The 17,889-nt window shown below is 60.2% G+C and carries 16 protein-coding genes; 10 read left to right on the top strand and 6 right to left on the bottom strand.

Annotation, left to right across the window (positions count from 1 at the left end):
• From BM026_RS21645 to BM026_RS21625, 5 genes are all read right to left on the bottom strand, one after another.
• Positions 1-1,023 carry an ABC transporter permease gene (locus BM026_RS21645; RefSeq protein WP_071487996.1) on the bottom strand — a complete coding sequence of 341 codons (1,023 nt, stop codon included), beginning with the start codon at positions 1,021-1,023 and terminating at the stop codon, positions 1-3.
• Positions 1,023-2,084, bottom strand: a complete 1,062-nt coding sequence (locus BM026_RS21640) for a microcin C ABC transporter permease YejB (protein WP_093513401.1) — start codon at positions 2,082-2,084, stop codon at positions 1,023-1,025. Before BM026_RS21640 ends, BM026_RS21645 begins: the two co-directional genes overlap by 1 nt.
• Positions 2,084-3,943: an extracellular solute-binding protein gene (locus BM026_RS21635; protein ID WP_071487994.1), complete on the bottom strand. Its 1,860-nt coding sequence runs from the start codon at positions 3,941-3,943 to the stop codon at positions 2,084-2,086. Before BM026_RS21635 ends, BM026_RS21640 begins: the two co-directional genes overlap by 1 nt.
• A gap of 130 nt (positions 3,944-4,073) precedes the next feature.
• Positions 4,074-4,355 (bottom strand): peptidylprolyl isomerase, encoded by a 282-nt coding sequence (locus BM026_RS21630; protein WP_003174386.1) that lies wholly within the window; start codon positions 4,353-4,355, stop codon positions 4,074-4,076.
• Positions 4,356-4,512: 157 nt separating this feature from the next.
• Positions 4,513-5,007 carry a DUF1543 domain-containing protein gene (locus tag BM026_RS21625; RefSeq protein WP_071487993.1) on the bottom strand — a complete coding sequence of 165 codons (495 nt, stop codon included), beginning with the start codon at positions 5,005-5,007 and terminating at the stop codon, positions 4,513-4,515.
• Positions 5,008-5,113: 106 nt separating this feature from the next.
• Between BM026_RS21625 and BM026_RS21620 the strand changes: the two genes are divergently transcribed.
• A complete protein-coding gene (locus BM026_RS21620; RefSeq protein ID WP_092244313.1) occupies positions 5,114-5,935 on the top strand; it encodes an aldo/keto reductase in 822 nt (273 codons plus the stop codon).
• Positions 5,936-5,987: 52 nt separating this feature from the next.
• Here BM026_RS21620 and BM026_RS21615 read toward each other — a convergent pair whose 3' ends face one another.
• On the bottom strand, positions 5,988-6,503 hold the full coding sequence (locus BM026_RS21615) for an Hcp family type VI secretion system effector (RefSeq protein WP_025858362.1): 516 nt from the start codon (positions 6,501-6,503) through the stop codon (positions 5,988-5,990).
• A 476-nt stretch (positions 6,504-6,979) separates the two neighbouring features.
• Here BM026_RS21615 and tssA point away from each other — a divergent pair, with 476 nt between their 5' ends.
• From tssA to BM026_RS29420, 9 genes are read left to right on the top strand one after another with little or no spacing between them, the layout of a single operon-like run.
• Positions 6,980-8,533 carry a type VI secretion system protein TssA gene (tssA, locus tag BM026_RS21610; protein ID WP_093530022.1) on the top strand — a complete coding sequence of 518 codons (1,554 nt, stop codon included), beginning with the start codon at positions 6,980-6,982 and terminating at the stop codon, positions 8,531-8,533.
• Between the two features lie 32 nt (positions 8,534-8,565).
• Positions 8,566-9,063: a type VI secretion system contractile sheath small subunit gene (gene tssB / locus BM026_RS21605; protein WP_092244306.1), complete on the top strand. Its 498-nt coding sequence runs from the start codon at positions 8,566-8,568 to the stop codon at positions 9,061-9,063.
• A gap of 28 nt (positions 9,064-9,091) precedes the next feature.
• The gene (gene tssC, locus BM026_RS21600; RefSeq protein ID WP_092244303.1) at positions 9,092-10,567 is read left to right on the top strand and encodes a type VI secretion system contractile sheath large subunit; all 1,476 of its coding nucleotides are present in this window, start codon (positions 9,092-9,094) and stop codon (positions 10,565-10,567) included.
• The gene (gene tssE, locus BM026_RS21595; RefSeq protein WP_371914416.1) at positions 10,564-10,983 is read left to right on the top strand and encodes a type VI secretion system baseplate subunit TssE; all 420 of its coding nucleotides are present in this window, start codon (positions 10,564-10,566) and stop codon (positions 10,981-10,983) included. The genes tssC and tssE overlap by 4 nt, the downstream gene beginning before the upstream one ends.
• Entirely contained in the window at positions 10,973-12,760 is a 1,788-nt protein-coding gene (tssF, locus tag BM026_RS21590; protein ID WP_092244300.1) for a type VI secretion system baseplate subunit TssF, read from the top strand. The genes tssE and tssF overlap by 11 nt, the downstream gene beginning before the upstream one ends.
• The gene (tssG, locus tag BM026_RS21585) at positions 12,724-13,731 is read left to right on the top strand and encodes a type VI secretion system baseplate subunit TssG (protein WP_092244297.1); all 1,008 of its coding nucleotides are present in this window, start codon (positions 12,724-12,726) and stop codon (positions 13,729-13,731) included. Before tssF ends, tssG begins: the two co-directional genes overlap by 37 nt.
• A gap of 12 nt (positions 13,732-13,743) precedes the next feature.
• On the top strand, positions 13,744-16,176 hold the full coding sequence (locus BM026_RS21580) for an AAA family ATPase (protein WP_093530020.1): 2,433 nt from the start codon (positions 13,744-13,746) through the stop codon (positions 16,174-16,176).
• Positions 16,173-17,708 (top strand): sigma-54 interaction domain-containing protein, encoded by a 1,536-nt coding sequence (locus BM026_RS21575; RefSeq protein WP_093530018.1) that lies wholly within the window; start codon positions 16,173-16,175, stop codon positions 17,706-17,708. The genes BM026_RS21580 and BM026_RS21575 overlap by 4 nt, the downstream gene beginning before the upstream one ends.
• 42 nt (positions 17,709-17,750) lie before the next feature.
• Complete coding sequence (locus BM026_RS29420; protein ID WP_081049244.1) at positions 17,751-17,882, top strand: type VI secretion protein; 132 nt, start codon at positions 17,751-17,753, stop codon at positions 17,880-17,882.
• Positions 17,883-17,889 lie beyond the last annotated feature (7 nt).

Here is a 17,889-nt window from a genome sequence, read left to right as displayed (position 1 = left end):
TCATGAGCGTGGGTCGAAGGCATCACGCAATGCCTCGCCGATAAAGACCAGCAGCGACAGGATCAGCGCCAAGGTGAAAAACGCTGTCAGGCCCAGCCAGGGCGCTTGCAGGTTCTGCTTGCCCTGGGCAATCAGTTCGCCCAGTGACGCGCTACCCGCGGGCATGCCGAAACCGAGGAAGTCCAGCGCGCTCAAGGTGGAGATCGCGCCGGTCAGGATAAACGGCAGGTAACTCAAGGTCGCCGTCATGGCGTTGGGCAGGATATGCCGACGGATGATTTTGCCATCGCCCAGGCCCAGCGCCCGTGCGGCCTTGACGTATTCCAGGTTGCGCCCGCGCAGGAACTCGGCGCGCACGACATCCACCAGGGCCAGCCAGGAAAACAGCGCCATGATCCCCAGCAGCCACCAGAAGTTCGGCTCCACAAAGCCCGACAGGATGATCAGCAGGTACAGCACCGGCAATCCGGACCACACCTCCAGCACGCGCTGGCCGATCAGGTCCACCCAGCCGCCGTAATAGCCCTGCAATGCGCCGGCGGCAATGCCGATGGCTGCGCTGATCGCGGTGAGCGCCAGCGCAAACAGGATCGATACCCGGGCGCCAAAGATCACCCGCGCCAGCACATCCCGCGACTGGTCATCGGTGCCCAGCCAGTTCACCGTCGAAGGCGGGCTGGGGGCAGGGCGGGTCAGCTCGTAGTTGGGCGTGTCGTCGCTGAACGGAATCGGCGGGAACAGCATCCAGCCGCCGTCCTGCTCGATCAGCTTTTGCACGTAGTCACTGCGATAGTCAGCCTGGAACGGCAACTGGCCGCCGAACTGTTGCTCGGTGTAGCGCTTGAACACCGGAAAATACAGCTCGTTCTTGAAACTCAGCACCAAGGGTTTGTCATTGGCGATCAACTCGCCGCCCAGGGTCAGGATAAACAGGCCGATAAACAGCCACAGCGACCACCAGCCGCGGCGGTTTTTCTTGAAACGCTCGAAACGCCGACGGGCCACGGGAGACAGGTTAAGCATCAAGCGTTCCTCGCGGCGAAGTCGATACGCGGGTCCACCAGGGTGTAGCAGAGGTCACCGATGAGTTTTATCAAGAGGCCGAACAAGGTGAAGATGAACAGCGAACCGAATACCACAGGGTAGTCCCGGGACACAGCCGCCTCGTAGCTCATGCGGCCCAGGCCGTCGAGGGAGAAGATCACCTCGATCAGCAGCGAACCGGCAAAGAACACGGCAATAAAGGCCTGGGGAATTCCGGAGATCACCAGCAACATCGCATTGCGGAACACATGCCCGTAGAGCACGCGTCGTTCGCTCAAACCCTTGGCGCGGGCGGTCACCACGTACTGGCGCGTGATTTCATTGAGGAACGAGTTCTTGGTGAGGATGGTCAGCGTGGCAAACCCGCCGATCACCAGCGAGGTGACCGGCAATACCAGATGCCAGAAGTAATCGGCGACCTTGCCCACGGTGCTCAGCTCTTCGAAGTTTTCCGACACCAGACCGCGCACCGGGAACCAGTTCAACGATGTGCCACCGGCAAACACTACGATCAGGAACATCGCGAACAGGAATGCCGGCATCGCATAGCCGACGACAATCGCGGTGCTGCTCCACACGTCGAAGCTACTGCCGTGGCGCACCGCCTTGCGAATCCCCAGGGGAATCGACACCAGGTAGGTGATCAACGTGGCCCACAGGCCGAGGGAGATGGTCACGGGCATTTTTTCCAGGATCAGCTCGATCACCGTCTTGCCGCGAAAGAAACTGTTGCCGAAGTCCAACTGGGCATAGCTCTTGAGCATCAGCCACAGGCGTTCCGGCGCGGGTTTGTCGAAGCCATACTGTTTCTCGATGTCAGCGATCAGCTTCGGGTCCAGGCCACGGCTGGCGCGGGAGCCGCTGCTGATGCCTTCACCGGAGGAACCGCCGACGCCGCCGCCGCCGATCCCTTGCAGATGGGCGATGGCTTGTTCCACCGGGCCGCCCGGGGCGGCCTGCACGATCACGAAATTCACCAGCAGGATGATCACTAGCGTCGGGATGATCAGCAGCAGGCGCCGCACGATATAGGCAAACATCAGTGCGCACCTCCGCGTTTTTTCAGCTCAGCGTTCATTTGCTCATTCGTCAGCGGCGTGGGGCTGATTTCCCACCAGGTTTCCAGGGCTTCGTCGTTCTTTGCCTCGATGGCCGGGCGGCCGAAACGGTTCCACCATGCAGCGGATGTGCCGGGCGGGTAGTAATTGGGGATCCACAGGTAATTCCATTGCAGCACCCGGTCCAGCGCGTGGGCGTAGGTGAGCATCTGCGCCTGGGTGTCGGCCTTGACCAGGCCCTTGATCAGGCTGTCGACGGCGGGGTCCTTGAGTACGGCGTAGTTGTTGGCGCCTGGATCGTAGGCGGCGGCCGAGCCGAAATAGTTGTACAGCTCCATGCCCGGTGACGTGGTGACGGGGAAACCAATGACGATCATGTCGTAATCCCTGGCCATGATCCGATTCACATATTGCGAGGAGTCGATACGGCGGATATTGAGGGTAATACCGATCTGCGCGAGGTTACGTTTGTACGGTAACAACAGACGTTCGAGGCCGTTCTGAGTGTTAAGGAACGTGAATTCCAGCGGCTCGCCTTCGGCGTTTACCAATTTGTCACCCTCTGGCTTCCAGCCTGCTTCTTCCAACAGGCCCAGGGCTTGCAACTGTTTGTCGCGGATCATGCCGCTACCATCGGTGACCGGTGCCTTGAACACCTGGCTGAACACCTCGTCGGGGACCTGGCCACGCAAGGGTTCAAGAATCGCCAGCTCTTCTTTTGTTGGCGGCTGGCTGGCGGCCAGCGGGCTGTTGGAGAAGTAACTCTGCTGGCGGATGTACATATTGCGCATCATCTGCCGGTTGGCCCATTCAAAATCCCACAGCATCGCCAGGGCTTGGCGCACGCGGCGGTCCTTGAATATCGGTTTTTGCACGTTGAACACATAACCCTGGGCCGGTTGCGGCATTTCCTTGGCCAGGTGCGCACGTTGCAGGCGCCCGTCATCCAGGGCCGGGCCGTTGTAGCCGATGGAATACCCGGTGGCGGAAAACTCACGGTTGAAATCGTAGGCACCGCCGCGCAATACCTGGCGGGCCACTTCGGTGTCGCCGAAATACTCCAGGCTCAGGTGATCGAAGTTGTACAGGCCACGGCTGACAGGCAAGTCCTTGCCCCACCAGTTCGGATCACGGGTGAAGGTGATGGTACTGCCGGAATCGATCTTGCTGACTTTGTACGGACCGCTGCCCAGTGGGGCTTCATAGCCACCGCCGTTGGCAAAGTCGCGGGTCTTCCACCAGTGCTCGGGGAAGACGGGCAGGGTAGCGATGTCCAGGGGCAGGGTACGGTTTTCATTGCTGGAGAAGTCGAAACGCACCTGGCGCTCGCCTTCGACTTCGACGTGCTTGACGTCGGCGAACAGGGTGCGAAAGCGCAGGCTGCCCTGGGTCATCAGCAGGTCGAAGCTGTAGCGCACGTCTTCGGCGGTGATCGGCTTGCCATCGGCAAAGCGCGCCTTGGGGTTGAGGAAAAAGCGTAGCGACAGGCCGTCGTCGGCGCGCTCCATTTTTTCGGCGACCAGGCCGTAGACCGTGTAGGGCTCGTCCAGGGAACGCTGGGCCAGGGGCGCGTAGAGCCAGCCGTCAACCTGGGACACGCCGATGCCTTTGTCGATATATGGCAATACATGGTCGAAGCGTCCGATCTCGATGGCCGAGCGGCGCAGGCTGCCACCCTTGGGGGCGTCAGGGTTGGCGTAGTCGAAATGGGTAAAGCCGGCGGGGTACTTGGCCGGTTCGCCATACACCGTCAGGTACGGTTGAGGTGCCGCGATCACGGCAGTGCTGGTCAGCAGCAGTGCCAGGGACGAGCTCAAGAAGTAAGAAAAAGCCAATCGCATTGTCAGCCTTGAACGCCGTATGAAGAAGGAAAGGGATTTGTACGCTAACGGCATGAGCGTCGCCAGTCATCACATGCACAACGGCCCACCAAAAGGCGGGCCGTTGTTTATTGCATCAGCACAGACGGGATCAGTCCTGGCGGCTGGTGACTTCGAGCAGATGATAGCCGAACTGGGTCTTCACCGGACCTTGCACGGTGTTGACCGGGGCGCTGAACACGACGGTGTCGAATTCCTTGACCATCTGGCCTGGACCGAACGAACCCAGGTCACCACCTTGGCGGCTGGATGGGCAGCTGGAGTTGGCTTTGGCGACTTCTGCGAAATCGGCGCCGCCTTCGATTTGGGCCTTGAGTTCGTTGCACTTGTCTTCAGTGGAAACGAGGATGTGACGGGCGGTGGCTTTGGCCATGGGAAGTAACTCCTTGAATAAAAAAGGTGAGCCTACCGGATTCAGGCGGTTATTTCCTGGCAAAGTTCCACTCGATTAACCGAGTGGCTCAGGTACAGGCCATGGCGCCGCTACGGGGAGCCATTCGATGAGTTGCGCATGCACTGTCAGGTAGGGTTCAGGTCAGGACGATGTAGTCGTTCTGCTGGATGACCGGTCGGTGCGGTCCCTGCACCAGGTGGATATAACGACCGTCCACCAGGTCGATGGGCAGGCAGTCGTCGATGTCCAGTACCCCATCGGTGTGGGCCTGGGACCAGTGACGCAGCATCTGTTGCTTGCCCTTGTTCGTGGCCTCCTGCTTATTGCGGGCGGCCACCAGGAGGTAGTGGTGGGCCTCGCCAAAGCTGTTGGCTTCGTAACCGCCCAGGTTGATGAAGTACAGGTGATGTGCGCCGGCGGCAGGGGCCAGGGGGCTGAGTTCGACTTTCCAGCCGTCGACGCCATCCACCGCCATCCACGAGTCGATATGCATGCCCTTGGGGCTGCCGAACCAGTCGGCACGCAGTTGCGGGTAGGCTGCTTCCAGCGTGTCCGCCACGGCGAACACCACATCGTGAACTTCAATTTTCGCCCGCGGGTGCTTACCCCCGAGCATGACGACAAACAGCATTGCAGAGACTTCCTGGCGACTTGGCAGAGGCTAACCATACTTCGATTGAACCCTTTTGTCCGACCAATGCCACACTGTTGATCCGCGAACTCATCAGGAGGTTGTCATGCGTACCATTGATCTGGCGGGCGTTCCCGTCCCTGTCATCGGCCAGGGCACCTGGCGCATGGGCGAAAATCCCGACCAGCACCGCGCCGAAGTGGCGGCGTTGCAACTGGGCATCGACGAGGGCATGACCCTCATCGATACCGCCGAAATGTACGGGGAGGGCGGTGCTGAAACGGTCGTCGGCGAGGCCATTCGTGGCCGCCGCGACCAGGTGTTCCTGGTGAGCAAAGTCTACCCGCACAACGCCAGCCACAAGGGCGTGCCCCGTGCCTGTGAGGCCAGCCTCCAGCGCCTGGGCACCGACTACATTGATCTGTATCTGCTGCACTGGCGCGGCCAGTACCCGCTGCAAGAAACGGTCGAAGCCTTCGAACGCCTGCGCGAAGCGGGCAAGATCGGACGCTGGGGTGTTTCCAACTTCGACGTGGCCGACCTGCAGGAACTTGCCTCCCCGGCCTGCGCCACCAACCAAGTGTTGTACAACATTGAAGAACGCGGCATCGAATTCGACCTGCTGCCCTGGTGGCAACAGCACCACTTGCCCTTGATGGCGTACTGCCCGATCGCCCAGGGCGGCGAACTGTTATCCAGCCCCACCCTCAAGCAGATCGCCCGCCGCCACGAGGTCACACCCGCCCAGGTTTCCCTGGCCTGGGTGTTGCGCCAGGACGGTGTGATCGCCATCCCCAAGGCCGTTACACCCGAGCACGTGCGACTCAACGCAGCTGCAGCCAAGCTGGTGTTGGATGAGCACGACCTGGACGCGATCGATCGGGTATTCGGCGCGCCGAAACGCAAGCATCCTTTGGCGATGGTGTAGTTGCCGTACAGGCATGGCGCCTTCCCTGGCGCCGTGCCTGTGTCAAGCCGGTTTAACCTGCAACCGGGCTGCGCCAGTCATCCGACCCCGAAGTACCGGACACTTCGTGGGTCCACACGATCTTGCGATAGGTGAAATACACATCTTCCAAGTGAGTGAAGTGGGCGTTGTCGGGGTCCTGGCAGTTGGGCATGCGTGACTGGATATCCACGATGGTCGCCCCCTCCAGTTCGATGGTGAAGTAATGCTCCTGGGTGCCGGCCGACGAAGTGCGCAGCCACTCCAGCCGGCACTTGACCTCTTCGCCGCTGGTCAATGCACTGAAGAGCAAGGGCGAGGACTTATCGAACACTTTGCTGATCATCAGGGGTTTATGGACGCGCTGACCTGTTGGCTGGCCTGACTGTGGGTCGCGGGGAATGATCACCTGATGAGAAAAAGCCTGGACCAGGATCTGGTCTTCATGGCCTTCCTGGTAAATGTTACCTACCGAGTCCTGGGTAAACGTGCCTGCCGTGATCAAACCTTGTTTTACACCGGTAATGGAGAGATACGCGGGTGTTGGCATGACGGGGTTCCTTGTCTGATTGATGAGGTAGTTCCAGCCGATAAGTTTTTTCGGCTGGGCAAATACCTATAACAAGAAGCGTGCCTGAAAGTGCAGGCGCCAATGAAATCAGGGTGATGCTGTTGTATAAGGTCGAATATCCAGCGCGATAGGCTGCTACTGGGCTTAATTGCGCGTATTCGATTGCGCATGGGTGCGCATTTAGTTGCTCATATTGAAATGTTGATAAATGCTGAAGTTTGACGATTAGCTGAGTGGCTATGCAGTGTTAGGTGCGCAAAATCCTGCGCGCACCCTGTGGCAACTGGCTTTGTAGGAAAAGGACTAAGTGCGGTTCCATCGCTTGCTGAATGTTTTGGGCATGACTAAGGTTCGAAGACGTCGCAAGTTTTTTGCGAAATCAAGATGGCTGGTAGACACGCGATACTTGTGTGGCTAGTTGTTGTTGTTTGAATGTTTAGTTGGTGTGGTGGCAAATGCCTTATTCGGATGGTCGGTATGATTATTACCTTGAACTTGCGCGAGCACCCTGTACGCAAACAAGTTTTGCGGGCAGCGATATGCGCTTTTCGAGTGAATATGAAGTGCTGGAGTCCGAGCTGGCCAAGGCACAATCGATTCATGCCGGCAGCCAGCCCGACTGGCACAAGGTGCTGGAAACCAGCGAGAACCTGCTGCGCCATCAGTCCAAGGATCTGCGGGTGGCTGTGTGGTTGACCTGGGCATTGCACCAGCGTGAATCCTACCCGGGGCTGCTGGCGGGGCTCGGGTTGTTGCGCTACCTCTGTGAGCATCAGTGGTCGGTGCTCTACCCGGAAAAACCGCGCACCCGCGGTGCTGCATTCGGATGGCTGGTGTTGCGCCTCGAGCCGCTGTTCACGCAGGGCCTGGCGCTCCAGAACCAGCAGCCTTTGTTCCGCGCCTTGCTGGAGCACCTGGTACATCTGGATGAGCTTTGGGCCGAGCACCTCGGGGATGATGCGCCGCTGCTGTTGCCGGTTCGCAGGCAATTGGCGCAGCGATTGGAGCGGGCAGTGCAGGACGATACCCCGGTGGCGGGATTGAGCGGAGTTATCGAGCAAGTCAAGCAGGCCGCCAGCCAATTGCGCAAGTCCGAAGCGGCGGTGGAGAGCGAAAAGGACGCCCACAAGGTGCTCCGTACCTTGCAGGAGCAGGCCCGCCCGCTCTGTGCCTGGTGGCTGCGCCAGAACGCCACCGACCTGCGCGCGTTGCGTTTGAGTCGGACACTGGCATGGCTGGCACTTGCCAGCTACCCGAATGCCAATAACGAGCAGGTGACCGCGTTGCGCGGGCCAGCTCCCGACAAGCTCAAACGTTATCAGGAGCGCTTTGCACAAGGCCATCACGCAGACCTGGTGCTTGAGCTTGAGGCCAGTCTTGCCGGGGCGATGTTCTGGTTCGATGGTCTGCGCATGCTCTGGGAATGCCTGGAGGTCCTGCAGGCCGACCTGGCCATGACCGAGCTGGAAGTGACCTTCGCGCTGTTGCTGCAACGCTTGCCGGACCTGCCGGAGTTTCGCTTTCACGACGGCGCACCCTTTGCCGACGCAGCCACTCGCGACTGGATCTCCCAGCAGGTTGTCCGTCACCTGCACCGGTCCGAATTACCCGCAGCAGTGATCGATACGAACGCCGAGCCCTGGGCGACCGCGTTGCAGGCGTTGACACCGCGGCTGCGTCAGGACGGACTCAAGTCTGCCATTCGAGAACTCAAGCAAGGCATGCAGGCCGCGCGCAGTGATCGCGCACGTTTTCATTGGCGGCTCGCCCAAGCGCGTCTGTGCATACAGGCGGGCAAGCATGAGCTGGCGAAGATCCAGCTCGAACAGCTTGACCATGAACTGCAACGCATGGGCCTGGAGCGCTGGGAGCCGGAGCTGGCCCTGGAAGTGACGCAGCTCCTGCACCGCTGTTGCGACCTGCTGCCACAAAACCATGCCGTGCGCGAACGCAAGGAAGACACCCATCGCAGGCTGTGCCTCTTCGATCTGGAAGCGGTACTTGAATAGGCTTTCGAGCCACTTGAAAAAGGAGAGACACCATGGCCAAAGAAGGTTCGGTAGCCCCCAAGGAACGTATCAACATCACGTTCAAACCCGCCATCGGCGGGGCGCAGGAAGAAGTCGAGCTGCCATTGAAACTGTTGGTACTGGGCGATTTCACCCAGCGTGAGGATGTGCGCAAGCTTGAAGATCGCAAGCCCATCGCAATCGACAAGAACACCCTGGATGACGTGTTGGCCAAGCAGGCATTGAGCTTGACGTTGAGCGTGCCCAACCGTTTGCAGGAGGAGGCGGGCGTCGACGAGTTGGCCATTCAGGTACGCATCAACGGCATGAAGGATTTCAACCCTGCGAACCTGGTGGAGCAGGTACCCGAGTTGCACAAGCTGATGGCCCTACGTGAGGCACTTGTGGCGTTGAAGGGGCCATTGGGCAACACCCCGAGCTTTCGCAAGGCTATCGAGCAAGCCCTGGCCGATGACGAGTCCCGCGCACGGGTACTGGCGGAACTAGGGCTGGACAGCCCCGACGCCTGACATTTTCCAGTAAAAGGACACTGACCCCATGACGACACAACCGCATTCGCTGCCGGCACAACTTGCTGATCAGTACAGCATCCTCGATAACATCGTTGCCCAGACATTGTTGAGCGCCGACGACGACGCCTATGACATTGCCAAGCGCGGTGTATCGGCGTTCATCGAAGAGTTGATCAAGCCCCAGAACCGTGGCGAGCCCGTCAAGAAACGCCTCGTCGACCGGATGATCGCCGAGATCGACACCAAGCTCAGCCTGCAGATGGACGAGATACTGCACCATCCCGACTTCCAGGCGCTGGAAGCGTCCTGGAAGGGGTTGCAACTGCTGGTCGATCGCACCAACTTTCGCGAGAACATCAAGATCGAACTGCTGAACGTCTCCCGGCAAGACCTGCTGGAAGATTTTGAAGACTCGCCGGAAGTGACCCAGTCCGGTTTGTACAAGCACATCTACAGTGCGGAATACGGGCAGTTTGGTGGTCAGCCGGTGGGCGCGATTATCGCCAACTACTTCCTATCCCCCAGCGCCCCTGATGTAAAACTGATGCAGTACGCCGCCAGTGTAGCCTGCATGGCCCATGCGCCATTTATCGCAGCCGCCGGGCCGGCGTTCTTCGGCTTGGAAAGTTTCACCGGTTTACCCGACCTCAAGGACCTGAAGGATCACTTCGAAGGCCCGCAATTTGCCAAGTGGCAAAGCTTTCGCCAAAGCGAAGATGCGCGCTACATCGGCTTGACCGTGCCGCGATTCCTGCTGCGCACGCCCTATGATCCGCTTGAGTGTCCAGTCAAGACCTTTGCCTACCAGGAAAACGTGGTCAACAGCCACGAGCACTACCTGTGGGGCAACACGTCCTACGCCTTCGCCACGCGCCTGACTGACAGTTTCGCGCGGTTCCGCTGGTGCCCGAACATCATTGGCCCGCAAAGCGGTGGAGCGGTGGAAGACTTGCCGTTGCATCACTTCCAGAGCATGGGGGAAATCGAAACCAAGATCCCCACCGAAGTACTGGTGTCCGACCGTCGTGAATACGAACTGGCGCAAGAAGGCTTCATCGCCTTGACGATGCGCAAGGGCAGTGACAACGCGGCGTTTTTTTCCGCCAGCTCGGTGCAAAAGCCGAAACACTTCGGGCTCAGCCCCGAGGGCAAGGAAGCCGAGCTGAATTACCGCCTGGGCACCCAGTTGCCATACATGATGGTGGTCAATCGCCTGGCCCATTACCTCAAGGTCCTTCAGCGTGAGCAATTGGGTTCATGGAAGGAGCGCACCGACCTGGAGCTGGAACTCAATAAATGGATTCGCCAGTACGTCGCCGACCAGGAAAACCCCAGCGCTGAAGTCCGTGGGCGACGTCCCTTGCGGGCGGCACGCATCGTCGTCAGTGATGTCGAGGGTGAGCCCGGCTGGTACCGCGTCAACCTGAGTGTGCGACCGCATTTCAAGTACATGGGCGCTGATTTCACGCTATCCCTCGTCGGCAAGCTCGACAAAGAATGAGCAGGTACCAAGAAGTGCGCGGTTATCGAAGCCTGTTCGAGCGCCTCGAGCGTCCGGCGGCAACCTCCGCCAGTAGCGTGACATCTGTCGCGAACCACCTGGGGAAAATGCTCAGTATCCGTGCCGGCAGCGTTCAGACATTGCCGGACTACGGTATGCCCGACCTCAATGATATGAATCAGAGCCTGCATGAATCACTGAGTCAGTCACGTCTGTTGATCGAGCGCTTTATCCGAGCGTACGAGCCGCGCTTGAAGCAGGTAAAAGTGATGATGTTGCCACGGGATCATGACCCGCTGGCGCTTGCGTTCGCTATCGAAGCCACCCTGCTGGTCAAGGGTGTCGCTCAACCGGTGGTGTTTACCGCGCGGCTCTCTGATTCCGGCCGGGTAGAGGTCATGCCTGATGACCTTTAACCGTTACTACCAGAGCGAACTCAGTGCACTGCGACAGCTCGGTCGACGCTTCTCCGAGCGCAATCCGGCGCTTGCTCCCTTTCTTGCGGAGGCGGGTCAGGACCCGGACGTAGAGCGGTTACTGGAAGGCTTTGCGTTTCTCACCGGGCGCTTGCGCCAGAAACTGGATGACGAGATTCCAGAGCTGACGCATTCGCTGATGCAGTTGCTCTGGCCCAACTACATGCGTCCATTGCCGGCGTTCAGCATCCTGCAGTTCGATCCGCTGAAACACTCAGGCCCTGGCGTGTGGGTCGCGCGCGATACACCGGTTGAAAGTGTCGCAGTCAATGACGAACGATGCCGCTTTCGTACCTGCTACGCCACTCAGGTTCTACCGTTGCAACTGAGTGCGCTGGACTACAGCGCCCAGGCAGAGCGGGGCAGTTTGAGCCTGCGCCTGGAGATGAGTGCAGAAGGCAACTTCAGTGAGTGGAACTTCGATCAGCTACGTCTGCATCTGGCGGGAGATCGCTACATCAGCCAGGCGTTGTACCTGAGTCTGTTGCGTCATCTGGAGGGTATCGAGTTGCTGCCTTTCGGTCGGGATGGCTTGCCGGTCAGTGGGGAGGATGGGCAGGCGATATCGCTGCTTCTGGACGCCGATCAGGTTCAGCCGGTGGGGTTCAGCGAGGAGCAGGCACTGATTCCGTATCCGCCGAATACTTTTGGCGGCTATCGCCATCTGCAGGAGTACTTTGCCTTTCCCGACAAGTACCTGTTTGTCGATGTGGGAGGGTTGGGGGTACTGCACCGATTACCTGGCGAACTGCTCAAGCAGGTGTGCGGCGTAGTGTTGCGCTTCCGATTGGGCAGGCCATGGCGAGAACCCGGGCAGCCCACCCTGGATAACGTGAAGCTGTACTGCACCCCCATCGTCAACCTGTTCAAGCATGACGCGGTACCTATCCGCCTGGACGGAAAACAGGACGAATACCTGCTGATCCCTGGTGAGTACTCACGTGGTAACGCCAGTGTATTTTCCGTAGACAGCGTCACGGGTTGGCACCCCGGAGGGCTGGGGTATCAGGCCTACGTGCCCTTTGAATCCTTCGAGCATGAGGGGGATACCGCGCGTTCCCAGGGACCGGCGAGTTACAGCATTCGCCAGCGGCCATCGGCGCAGCACACCGGGCTGGATACCTGGCTCGGGTTGGGCAGCGGTCTGGAGCTGGATCAGCAGACACTGTCGATCGAGCTGACGTGCACCAATCACAACCTGCCTCGACAGTTGCAGATCGGCGACATCAACCAGCCTTGCGAGCAGACGCCGCAAGGGCTGTCGTTTCGGAATATCTGCGCACCGACAGCCAGTTTTATTCCGCCTCTGGACCGGGACTTTCTCTGGCGGCTGATCAGCAACATGTCGCTCAACTACCTGTCGCTGACCGACATCCATGCCTTGAAAGTGATCCTCGAAACCTACGATTTGCCGCGCTACCACGATCGCCAGGCGCAGAAGGTCAGCGAGCGGCGATTGGGCGCGATGCGCTCGGTCAGCCACACAGCAGTCGACCAATTGTTCCACGGCTTGCCGATTCGAGGGTTACGCATTGACTTGACCATCGATCCCCAGGGCTTCCTGGGGGAGGGCGAGGTGTTTGTGTTCGCCTCGGTGCTCAACGAATTCTTCGCGCTGTACGCCAGCCTCAACGCTTACCACGAACTTAGAGTCATCAGCACACAAGGAGACGTGTACCTATGGTCACCACGGATGGGCCAGCAGCCCCCGCTTTGACACAACTGACCCGGGTCATCCGTGAGTACTCGCTGTTTCAGGCGGTCCTGCGGGTCATCAAGCGTCTGCGCGATGCCCATCCGTTGCTGGATGACGACACGCTGTACGACTTGCTTGAGTTCCAGGCCAACCCGGGCCTGGGTTTTCCCGGTCACGATATCGACCGGGTGGCGTTTTTTATCGAGCACGGCCAGTTGCGTGCGCGTTTGCGTCTTAACGTACTGGGCCTGTGTGGTGCGGGTTCGCCATTGCCAGCGTTTTACGCTGAGCAGGCGTGCGTCGATGAATTGGGTGGCAACGCAACCCGGGATTTCCTCGACGTGTTCCATCACCGTCTGCAACGGCTGATGCTGCCGATCTGGCGCAAATATCGCTATCGGGCGTGTTTCCAGGCAGGCGCCCGTGATGCCTTCTCCGAGCAGATGTTTGCGTTGATCGGGTTAAGAGGGCCGCAGGTCCGCAGCGCCACGCAACTGAACGGCAAGCGACTGTTGCCCTACCTGGGGTTGCTCAGCCTGCGGGTGCATTCTTCGGCCTTGATCGAGACGGTGCTGCGTTACTACTTCAAGCACCGCCGTTTGTTCGTCGAGCAATGGGTCCTGCGCAGCGTGGTCATCGCCGAATCACAGCGAAATCGGCTTGGCGCCGCCAACAGCACCCTTGGCCATGACCACGTGCTGGGCAGCCAGGTGGCTGATCGCAATGGCAAGTTCAGGGTGCATCTGCAGGGGGTGGGGTGGGACCGATTCCATGGTTTTTTGCCGACCGGCGCGGACTACCCGCTGCTGTGTTCGTTGGTGCGCCTGACGGCGCGGGACCCTTTGGACTATGACGTGCGTCTGGTCATGGCCAAGGAAGAGATCCGGCCGCTGCACATCGGCGAACACAACGTCTGCCGCCTCGGCTGGACCAGTTGGCTGGCGCATGAGTGCGCCGACGGTGTGGTCATTGTGCCAGGCAACGCTTATTAGGGATGAATCAGGATGATGAATGTGGACCTGCAACAACTTATCCAGGCATTGACCCCCCAGGCCCGCAGTGACCTGGAGCGTTCCGCCGAGCGCTGCGTCATGCGCGGCGGCAGTGAAGTGCTGGTGGAAGACCTGCTGTTGACCCTGCTCGAGCATCGCGATGGCCTGCTGGTGCGGGCGCTGAAGGATGCCGGTATTGAAACCGCAGAACTGCAAGCCACGCTGCAACCCAAGGGGGAGGCCAGTGCGTCACGCAATCCGGTGTTTGCCCAGGCACTGGTGCAATGGCTGCAACAGGCTTCGATGGTTGCTCATTTGGAACTGCGACACATTGAAATCGATCACGGCGCCCTGTTGCTGGCGCTCTTGCGCCATCCGCGGCAGCACGCGGGCAGCGCCTATCAGGTTTTTCTGAGCCGGCTGGATGCACAGCGTGTGCAGGCGTTCGTGTCGGGTCAGGCGCCTCGTACAGACCCTGCGCCGCAGGGCGAATCACTGCTGGAACGCTTCACTCACGACCTGACACGCCAGGCCCATGAAGGGCGTATTGACCCGGTGTTATGTCGTGACGTTGAGATCGGCCAGTCGATCGACATACTCATGCGTCGACGCAAGAACAACCCAATCCTGGTCGGTGAAGCCGGAGTGGGCAAGACAGCCGTTGTCGAAGGCCTCGCGTTGCGTGTGGCCACTGCACAGGTGCCCGAGTCTCTCAGGGAGGTGCGGCTACTGACCTTGGACATGGGCCTGCTCCAGGCCGGTGCCAGTATCAAAGGCGAGTTCGAGCGACGCCTGAAGGGTGTGATCGATGAGGTCAACGCCGCGGTGAAACCGGTGATCCTGTTTATCGATGAAGCGCACACGCTGGTGGGGGCGGGTGGGCAGGCGGGTGCGTCCGATGCCGCCAATCTGCTCAAGCCGGTGCTGGCTCGCGGCAAGTTGCGCACCATCGCTGCAACGACCTGGACGGAATACAAGAAATACTTTGAAAAAGACCCGGCATTGGCGCGGCGTTTCCAGCCTGTTCGGGTCGGAGAACCCAGCGTCGAGCAAGCGATCTCGATCCTGCGCGGATTAGTCCCGGTGTATGAGCGCAGTCATGGTGTTTACGTGCGCGACGATGCGGTGGTCGCGGCGGCGCAGATGAGCGCCCGTTACTTGGCCGGGCGTCATTTGCCCGACAAGGCGGTAGATGTGCTGGATACCGCTTGCGCTCGTTTGAGCACTCGCCGGGAGACCGCGCCTGAGGCGTTGCAACACCTTTATGCAGAACAGGCGGCGGGGGCGCGGCAGCGTCAGGCATTGAGCCGAGACCGGGACGAAGGCTTTCCCGTGGACGAACAGACCTTGCACGCGCTGAACCTGCGGATGGAGGCGCTGGACGGCGAGCGCCTGGACCTCGAGCAACGCTGGCTTGCACAGCAGCAAACCACGCAGCAGGTGTGCCCCCGCCTGGTGGCTCAGGTCATCAGTGCATGGACGGGGATCCCGGTTGAACAACTGGCACTTGAGCACAGTGAACAGGCACTGGGTTTTGCCGATGCGCTGCGCCTGCGCATTCTCGGCCAGGAGCAAGCGGTGCAGGCCCTGGACCGCAACCTGCGTGCCGTTGCTGCGGGGCTCAACAAGGCTGATGCGCCGGTCGGCGTATTCCTGCTGGTGGGCCCCAGTGGCGTGGGCAAGACTGAGACGGCGCTGGCCATTGGCGACCTGCTGTATGGCGGTGAGCGCTTCGTCACCACCCTCAACATGTCGGAGTTCCAGGAAAAACATTCCCTGTCTCGGTTGATTGGCGCACCGCCCGGTTATGTCGGTTTTGGCGAGGGCGGCGTGTTGACGGAAGCTGTGCGCCAACGCCCGTATTCGGTAGTGCTGCTCGATGAGGTCGAGAAGGCCGACCCAGAAGTGTTGAACCTGTTCTACCAGATTTTCGACAAGGGCCTGGCCAATGATGGAGAAGGGCGGGAAATCGACTTTCGCAACACGCTGATCCTGATGACGTCCAACCTGGGCAGTGAGCGCATCGGGCAATTGTGCGCAGGTGGCGGACGACCTGACGTGCGAACGCTGCATGAGGCGATCCTGCCGCAATTGCGGGACTACTTCAAAGCCGCGTTATTGGCCAGGATGCGTGTCGTGCCGTATTACCCGGTCACGGGTGACGTCCTGCATGACCTGGCAAGGCTCAAGCTCGAACGCCTGGGGCAACGCTTGAGTCTGCGCAGTCTGGCATTCAGTTACACGTCGGAGCTGGTTGAACACATGGCCGAGCGGTGCGCCCACGATGACAGTGGCGCGCGTTACGTCGATCAATGGATCGAGCTGCATTTGTTGCCACAGGTGGTCGATCGGCGGTTGCAAGCCATGGCCCGAGGTGAGCCTGTGTCACAGGTCCATGCCCGGCTGGCGGCTAACGGCGTTCCAACCTGTGAGTTCAGCCAATGAGAGAGGATCGGCTGCTCACCCTGCTGCCCCGTTCGGCGGTCTGTGCCGATGCGCTGCTTGACGGGTTCATCCGCCTGGGCAGCGCGGACGACGCAGCCACTCTCCCCGGTTTGTGTGTCGCCGCAGCGGCGCAACTGAGCGAGTGTGACCTCAGCCAATGGTACTGGCGCAACGAATCCACTGGCCGGCTTGAGTTGATCGCCCAGCATTTGCACGGCATGCCTTGCCCTGGCGATCCGGCCTGTACCAAGGATTTCCAGCATGAACAGGTGCTGCACTACGTGCTCAACCAGCAAACTGCCCTTAGCCTGGAAGAACACTCAGGCAGCATGTACGAGTACGGTTTCCTGCCGGTCATGGGGGCCCCCTGGCAAGCGTTGTCATGTGTGCCGTTGTTTGACCGAGGCAAGGGCATCAATGGGGTACTGCTGTGTGCCAGCCAGCATCGGAAAAACCTGCAGGGCTACACCGCCGCCTTGAGCCAGTTGGGCAGCCTTGCCTTGATGCAGCGCGCTTTACTGCAGTGTCAGTGTGCCACTGGATGTGTTGCCCAGCCCCAGGCTTACATGCCGGCGCCACGTTCAGCGTACGGGTTGATCGGCAGCAGCCTGGCTATGGACGAGACGTATCGTTTGATCGGCAAGGTCCTGCATACCCCCTACACCGTGTTACTGCGTGGCGAGACCGGTACAGGCAAGGAGGTCGTGGCGCGGGCGATCCATTCTGCGGGGCCGCGCAGGAGCAAAGCATTTGTGGTGCAAAACTGTGCGGCGTTTCCCGAAGGGCTGCTGGAGAGTGAGCTGTTCGGTTACCGCAAAGGTGCTTTCACAGGGGCCGAGCGTAACCACGCCGGGCTGTTTGACAGCGCGGACGGCGGCACGCTGCTCCTCGACGAAATCGGTGATATGCCGCTGTCGCTGCAGGCTAAATTGCTGCGGGTCTTGCAGGAGGGCGAAGTGCGTCCGTTGGGCGCCAGTACGGCCCACAAGGTGGATGTACGCATCATCGCCGCCACCCACCGTGACCTCGCCACCATGGTCGCCCAAGGCAGTTTTCGCGAGGACCTTTACTACCGGCTTGCGCAGTTTCCCATCGAACTGCCGCCCCTGCGTGAGCGCGACGGCGATGTGTTGCTGTTGGCGCGGGAGTTCGCGCATCAAGCCTCTGCCGACCTCGGGCGTGTGCCGGTGGAATGGTCGAGTGCAGCCCTTGATCAACTCTCGGGTCACGCCTTCCCCGGCAATGTCCGCGAACTCAAGTGCCTGGTGGAACGTGCGGTGCTGCTCTGTGACGACGGTGTGATCTTGCCGGCACACCTGTCCTTGCCGGTGCCGGCTGCCACCGGAGCAGTCGATGCGACGCTGCGCCAACGCCTGGAGCGGGTAGAGCGGGTATTCCTGATCGATTGCCTGCACAAGAACCGTGGCAATCGCACCCGTACCGCACGTGAGTTGGGCGTTGCGCGGCGCACGCTGCTTTACCGCCTGGCGCGCTTGAAAATCCCCGTGGGGGACGCCCGCGAGGAGTGTTGAGCAGGGAACGTGCGGGCCGCTTATTTTCATGGGAGATACCTGATGCCTTTTCATCCGTGGCAAGCCCTGGTGCTTGCGCTGTGTTTGTTGAGTGGCTGTAACGCCAATTATGTCTTTGATGACGCCGACTACCGTCCGTTGGGTGACCCCCACGCGACTCGTCGTGGGCACTGAACAGGGG

The organism is Pseudomonas sp. NFPP24 (genome assembly GCF_900112095.1).
GTDB classification, from domain to species: Bacteria; Pseudomonadota; Gammaproteobacteria; order Pseudomonadales; family Pseudomonadaceae; genus Aquipseudomonas; species Aquipseudomonas extremorientalis.
The sequence above is the reverse complement of the archived record's forward strand: the minus strand, read 5'-3'. Positions and strand labels throughout refer to the sequence as shown.

Excerpts from the sequence above, each read along its gene's own strand:
- BM026_RS21645 (WP_071487996.1), bottom strand. The coding sequence starts at position 1,023 with ATGCTTAACCTGTCTCCCGTGGCCCGTCGGCGTTTCGAGCGTTTCAAG.
- BM026_RS21640 (WP_093513401.1), bottom strand. The coding sequence starts at position 2,084 with ATGTTTGCCTATATCGTGCGGCGCCTGCTGCTGATCATCCCGACGCTA.
- BM026_RS21635 (WP_071487994.1), bottom strand. The coding sequence starts at position 3,943 with ATGCGATTGGCTTTTTCTTACTTCTTGAGCTCGTCCCTGGCACTGCTG.
- BM026_RS21630 (WP_003174386.1), bottom strand. The coding sequence starts at position 4,355 with ATGGCCAAAGCCACCGCCCGTCACATCCTCGTTTCCACTGAAGACAAG.
- BM026_RS21625 (WP_071487993.1), bottom strand. The coding sequence starts at position 5,007 with ATGCTGTTTGTCGTCATGCTCGGGGGTAAGCACCCGCGGGCGAAAATT.
- BM026_RS21620 (WP_092244313.1), top strand. The coding sequence starts at position 5,114 with ATGCGTACCATTGATCTGGCGGGCGTTCCCGTCCCTGTCATCGGCCAG.
- BM026_RS21615 (WP_025858362.1), bottom strand. The coding sequence starts at position 6,503 with ATGCCAACACCCGCGTATCTCTCCATTACCGGTGTAAAACAAGGTTTG.
- tssA (WP_093530022.1), top strand. The coding sequence starts at position 6,980 with ATGCCTTATTCGGATGGTCGGTATGATTATTACCTTGAACTTGCGCGA.
- tssB (WP_092244306.1), top strand. The coding sequence starts at position 8,566 with ATGGCCAAAGAAGGTTCGGTAGCCCCCAAGGAACGTATCAACATCACG.
- tssC (WP_092244303.1), top strand. The coding sequence starts at position 9,092 with ATGACGACACAACCGCATTCGCTGCCGGCACAACTTGCTGATCAGTAC.
- tssE (WP_371914416.1), top strand. The coding sequence starts at position 10,564 with ATGAGCAGGTACCAAGAAGTGCGCGGTTATCGAAGCCTGTTCGAGCGC.
- tssF (WP_092244300.1), top strand. The coding sequence starts at position 10,973 with ATGACCTTTAACCGTTACTACCAGAGCGAACTCAGTGCACTGCGACAG.
- tssG (WP_092244297.1), top strand. The coding sequence starts at position 12,724 with ATGGTCACCACGGATGGGCCAGCAGCCCCCGCTTTGACACAACTGACC.
- BM026_RS21580 (WP_093530020.1), top strand. The coding sequence starts at position 13,744 with ATGATGAATGTGGACCTGCAACAACTTATCCAGGCATTGACCCCCCAG.
- BM026_RS21575 (WP_093530018.1), top strand. The coding sequence starts at position 16,173 with ATGAGAGAGGATCGGCTGCTCACCCTGCTGCCCCGTTCGGCGGTCTGT.
- BM026_RS29420 (WP_081049244.1), top strand. The coding sequence starts at position 17,751 with ATGCCTTTTCATCCGTGGCAAGCCCTGGTGCTTGCGCTGTGTTTGTTG.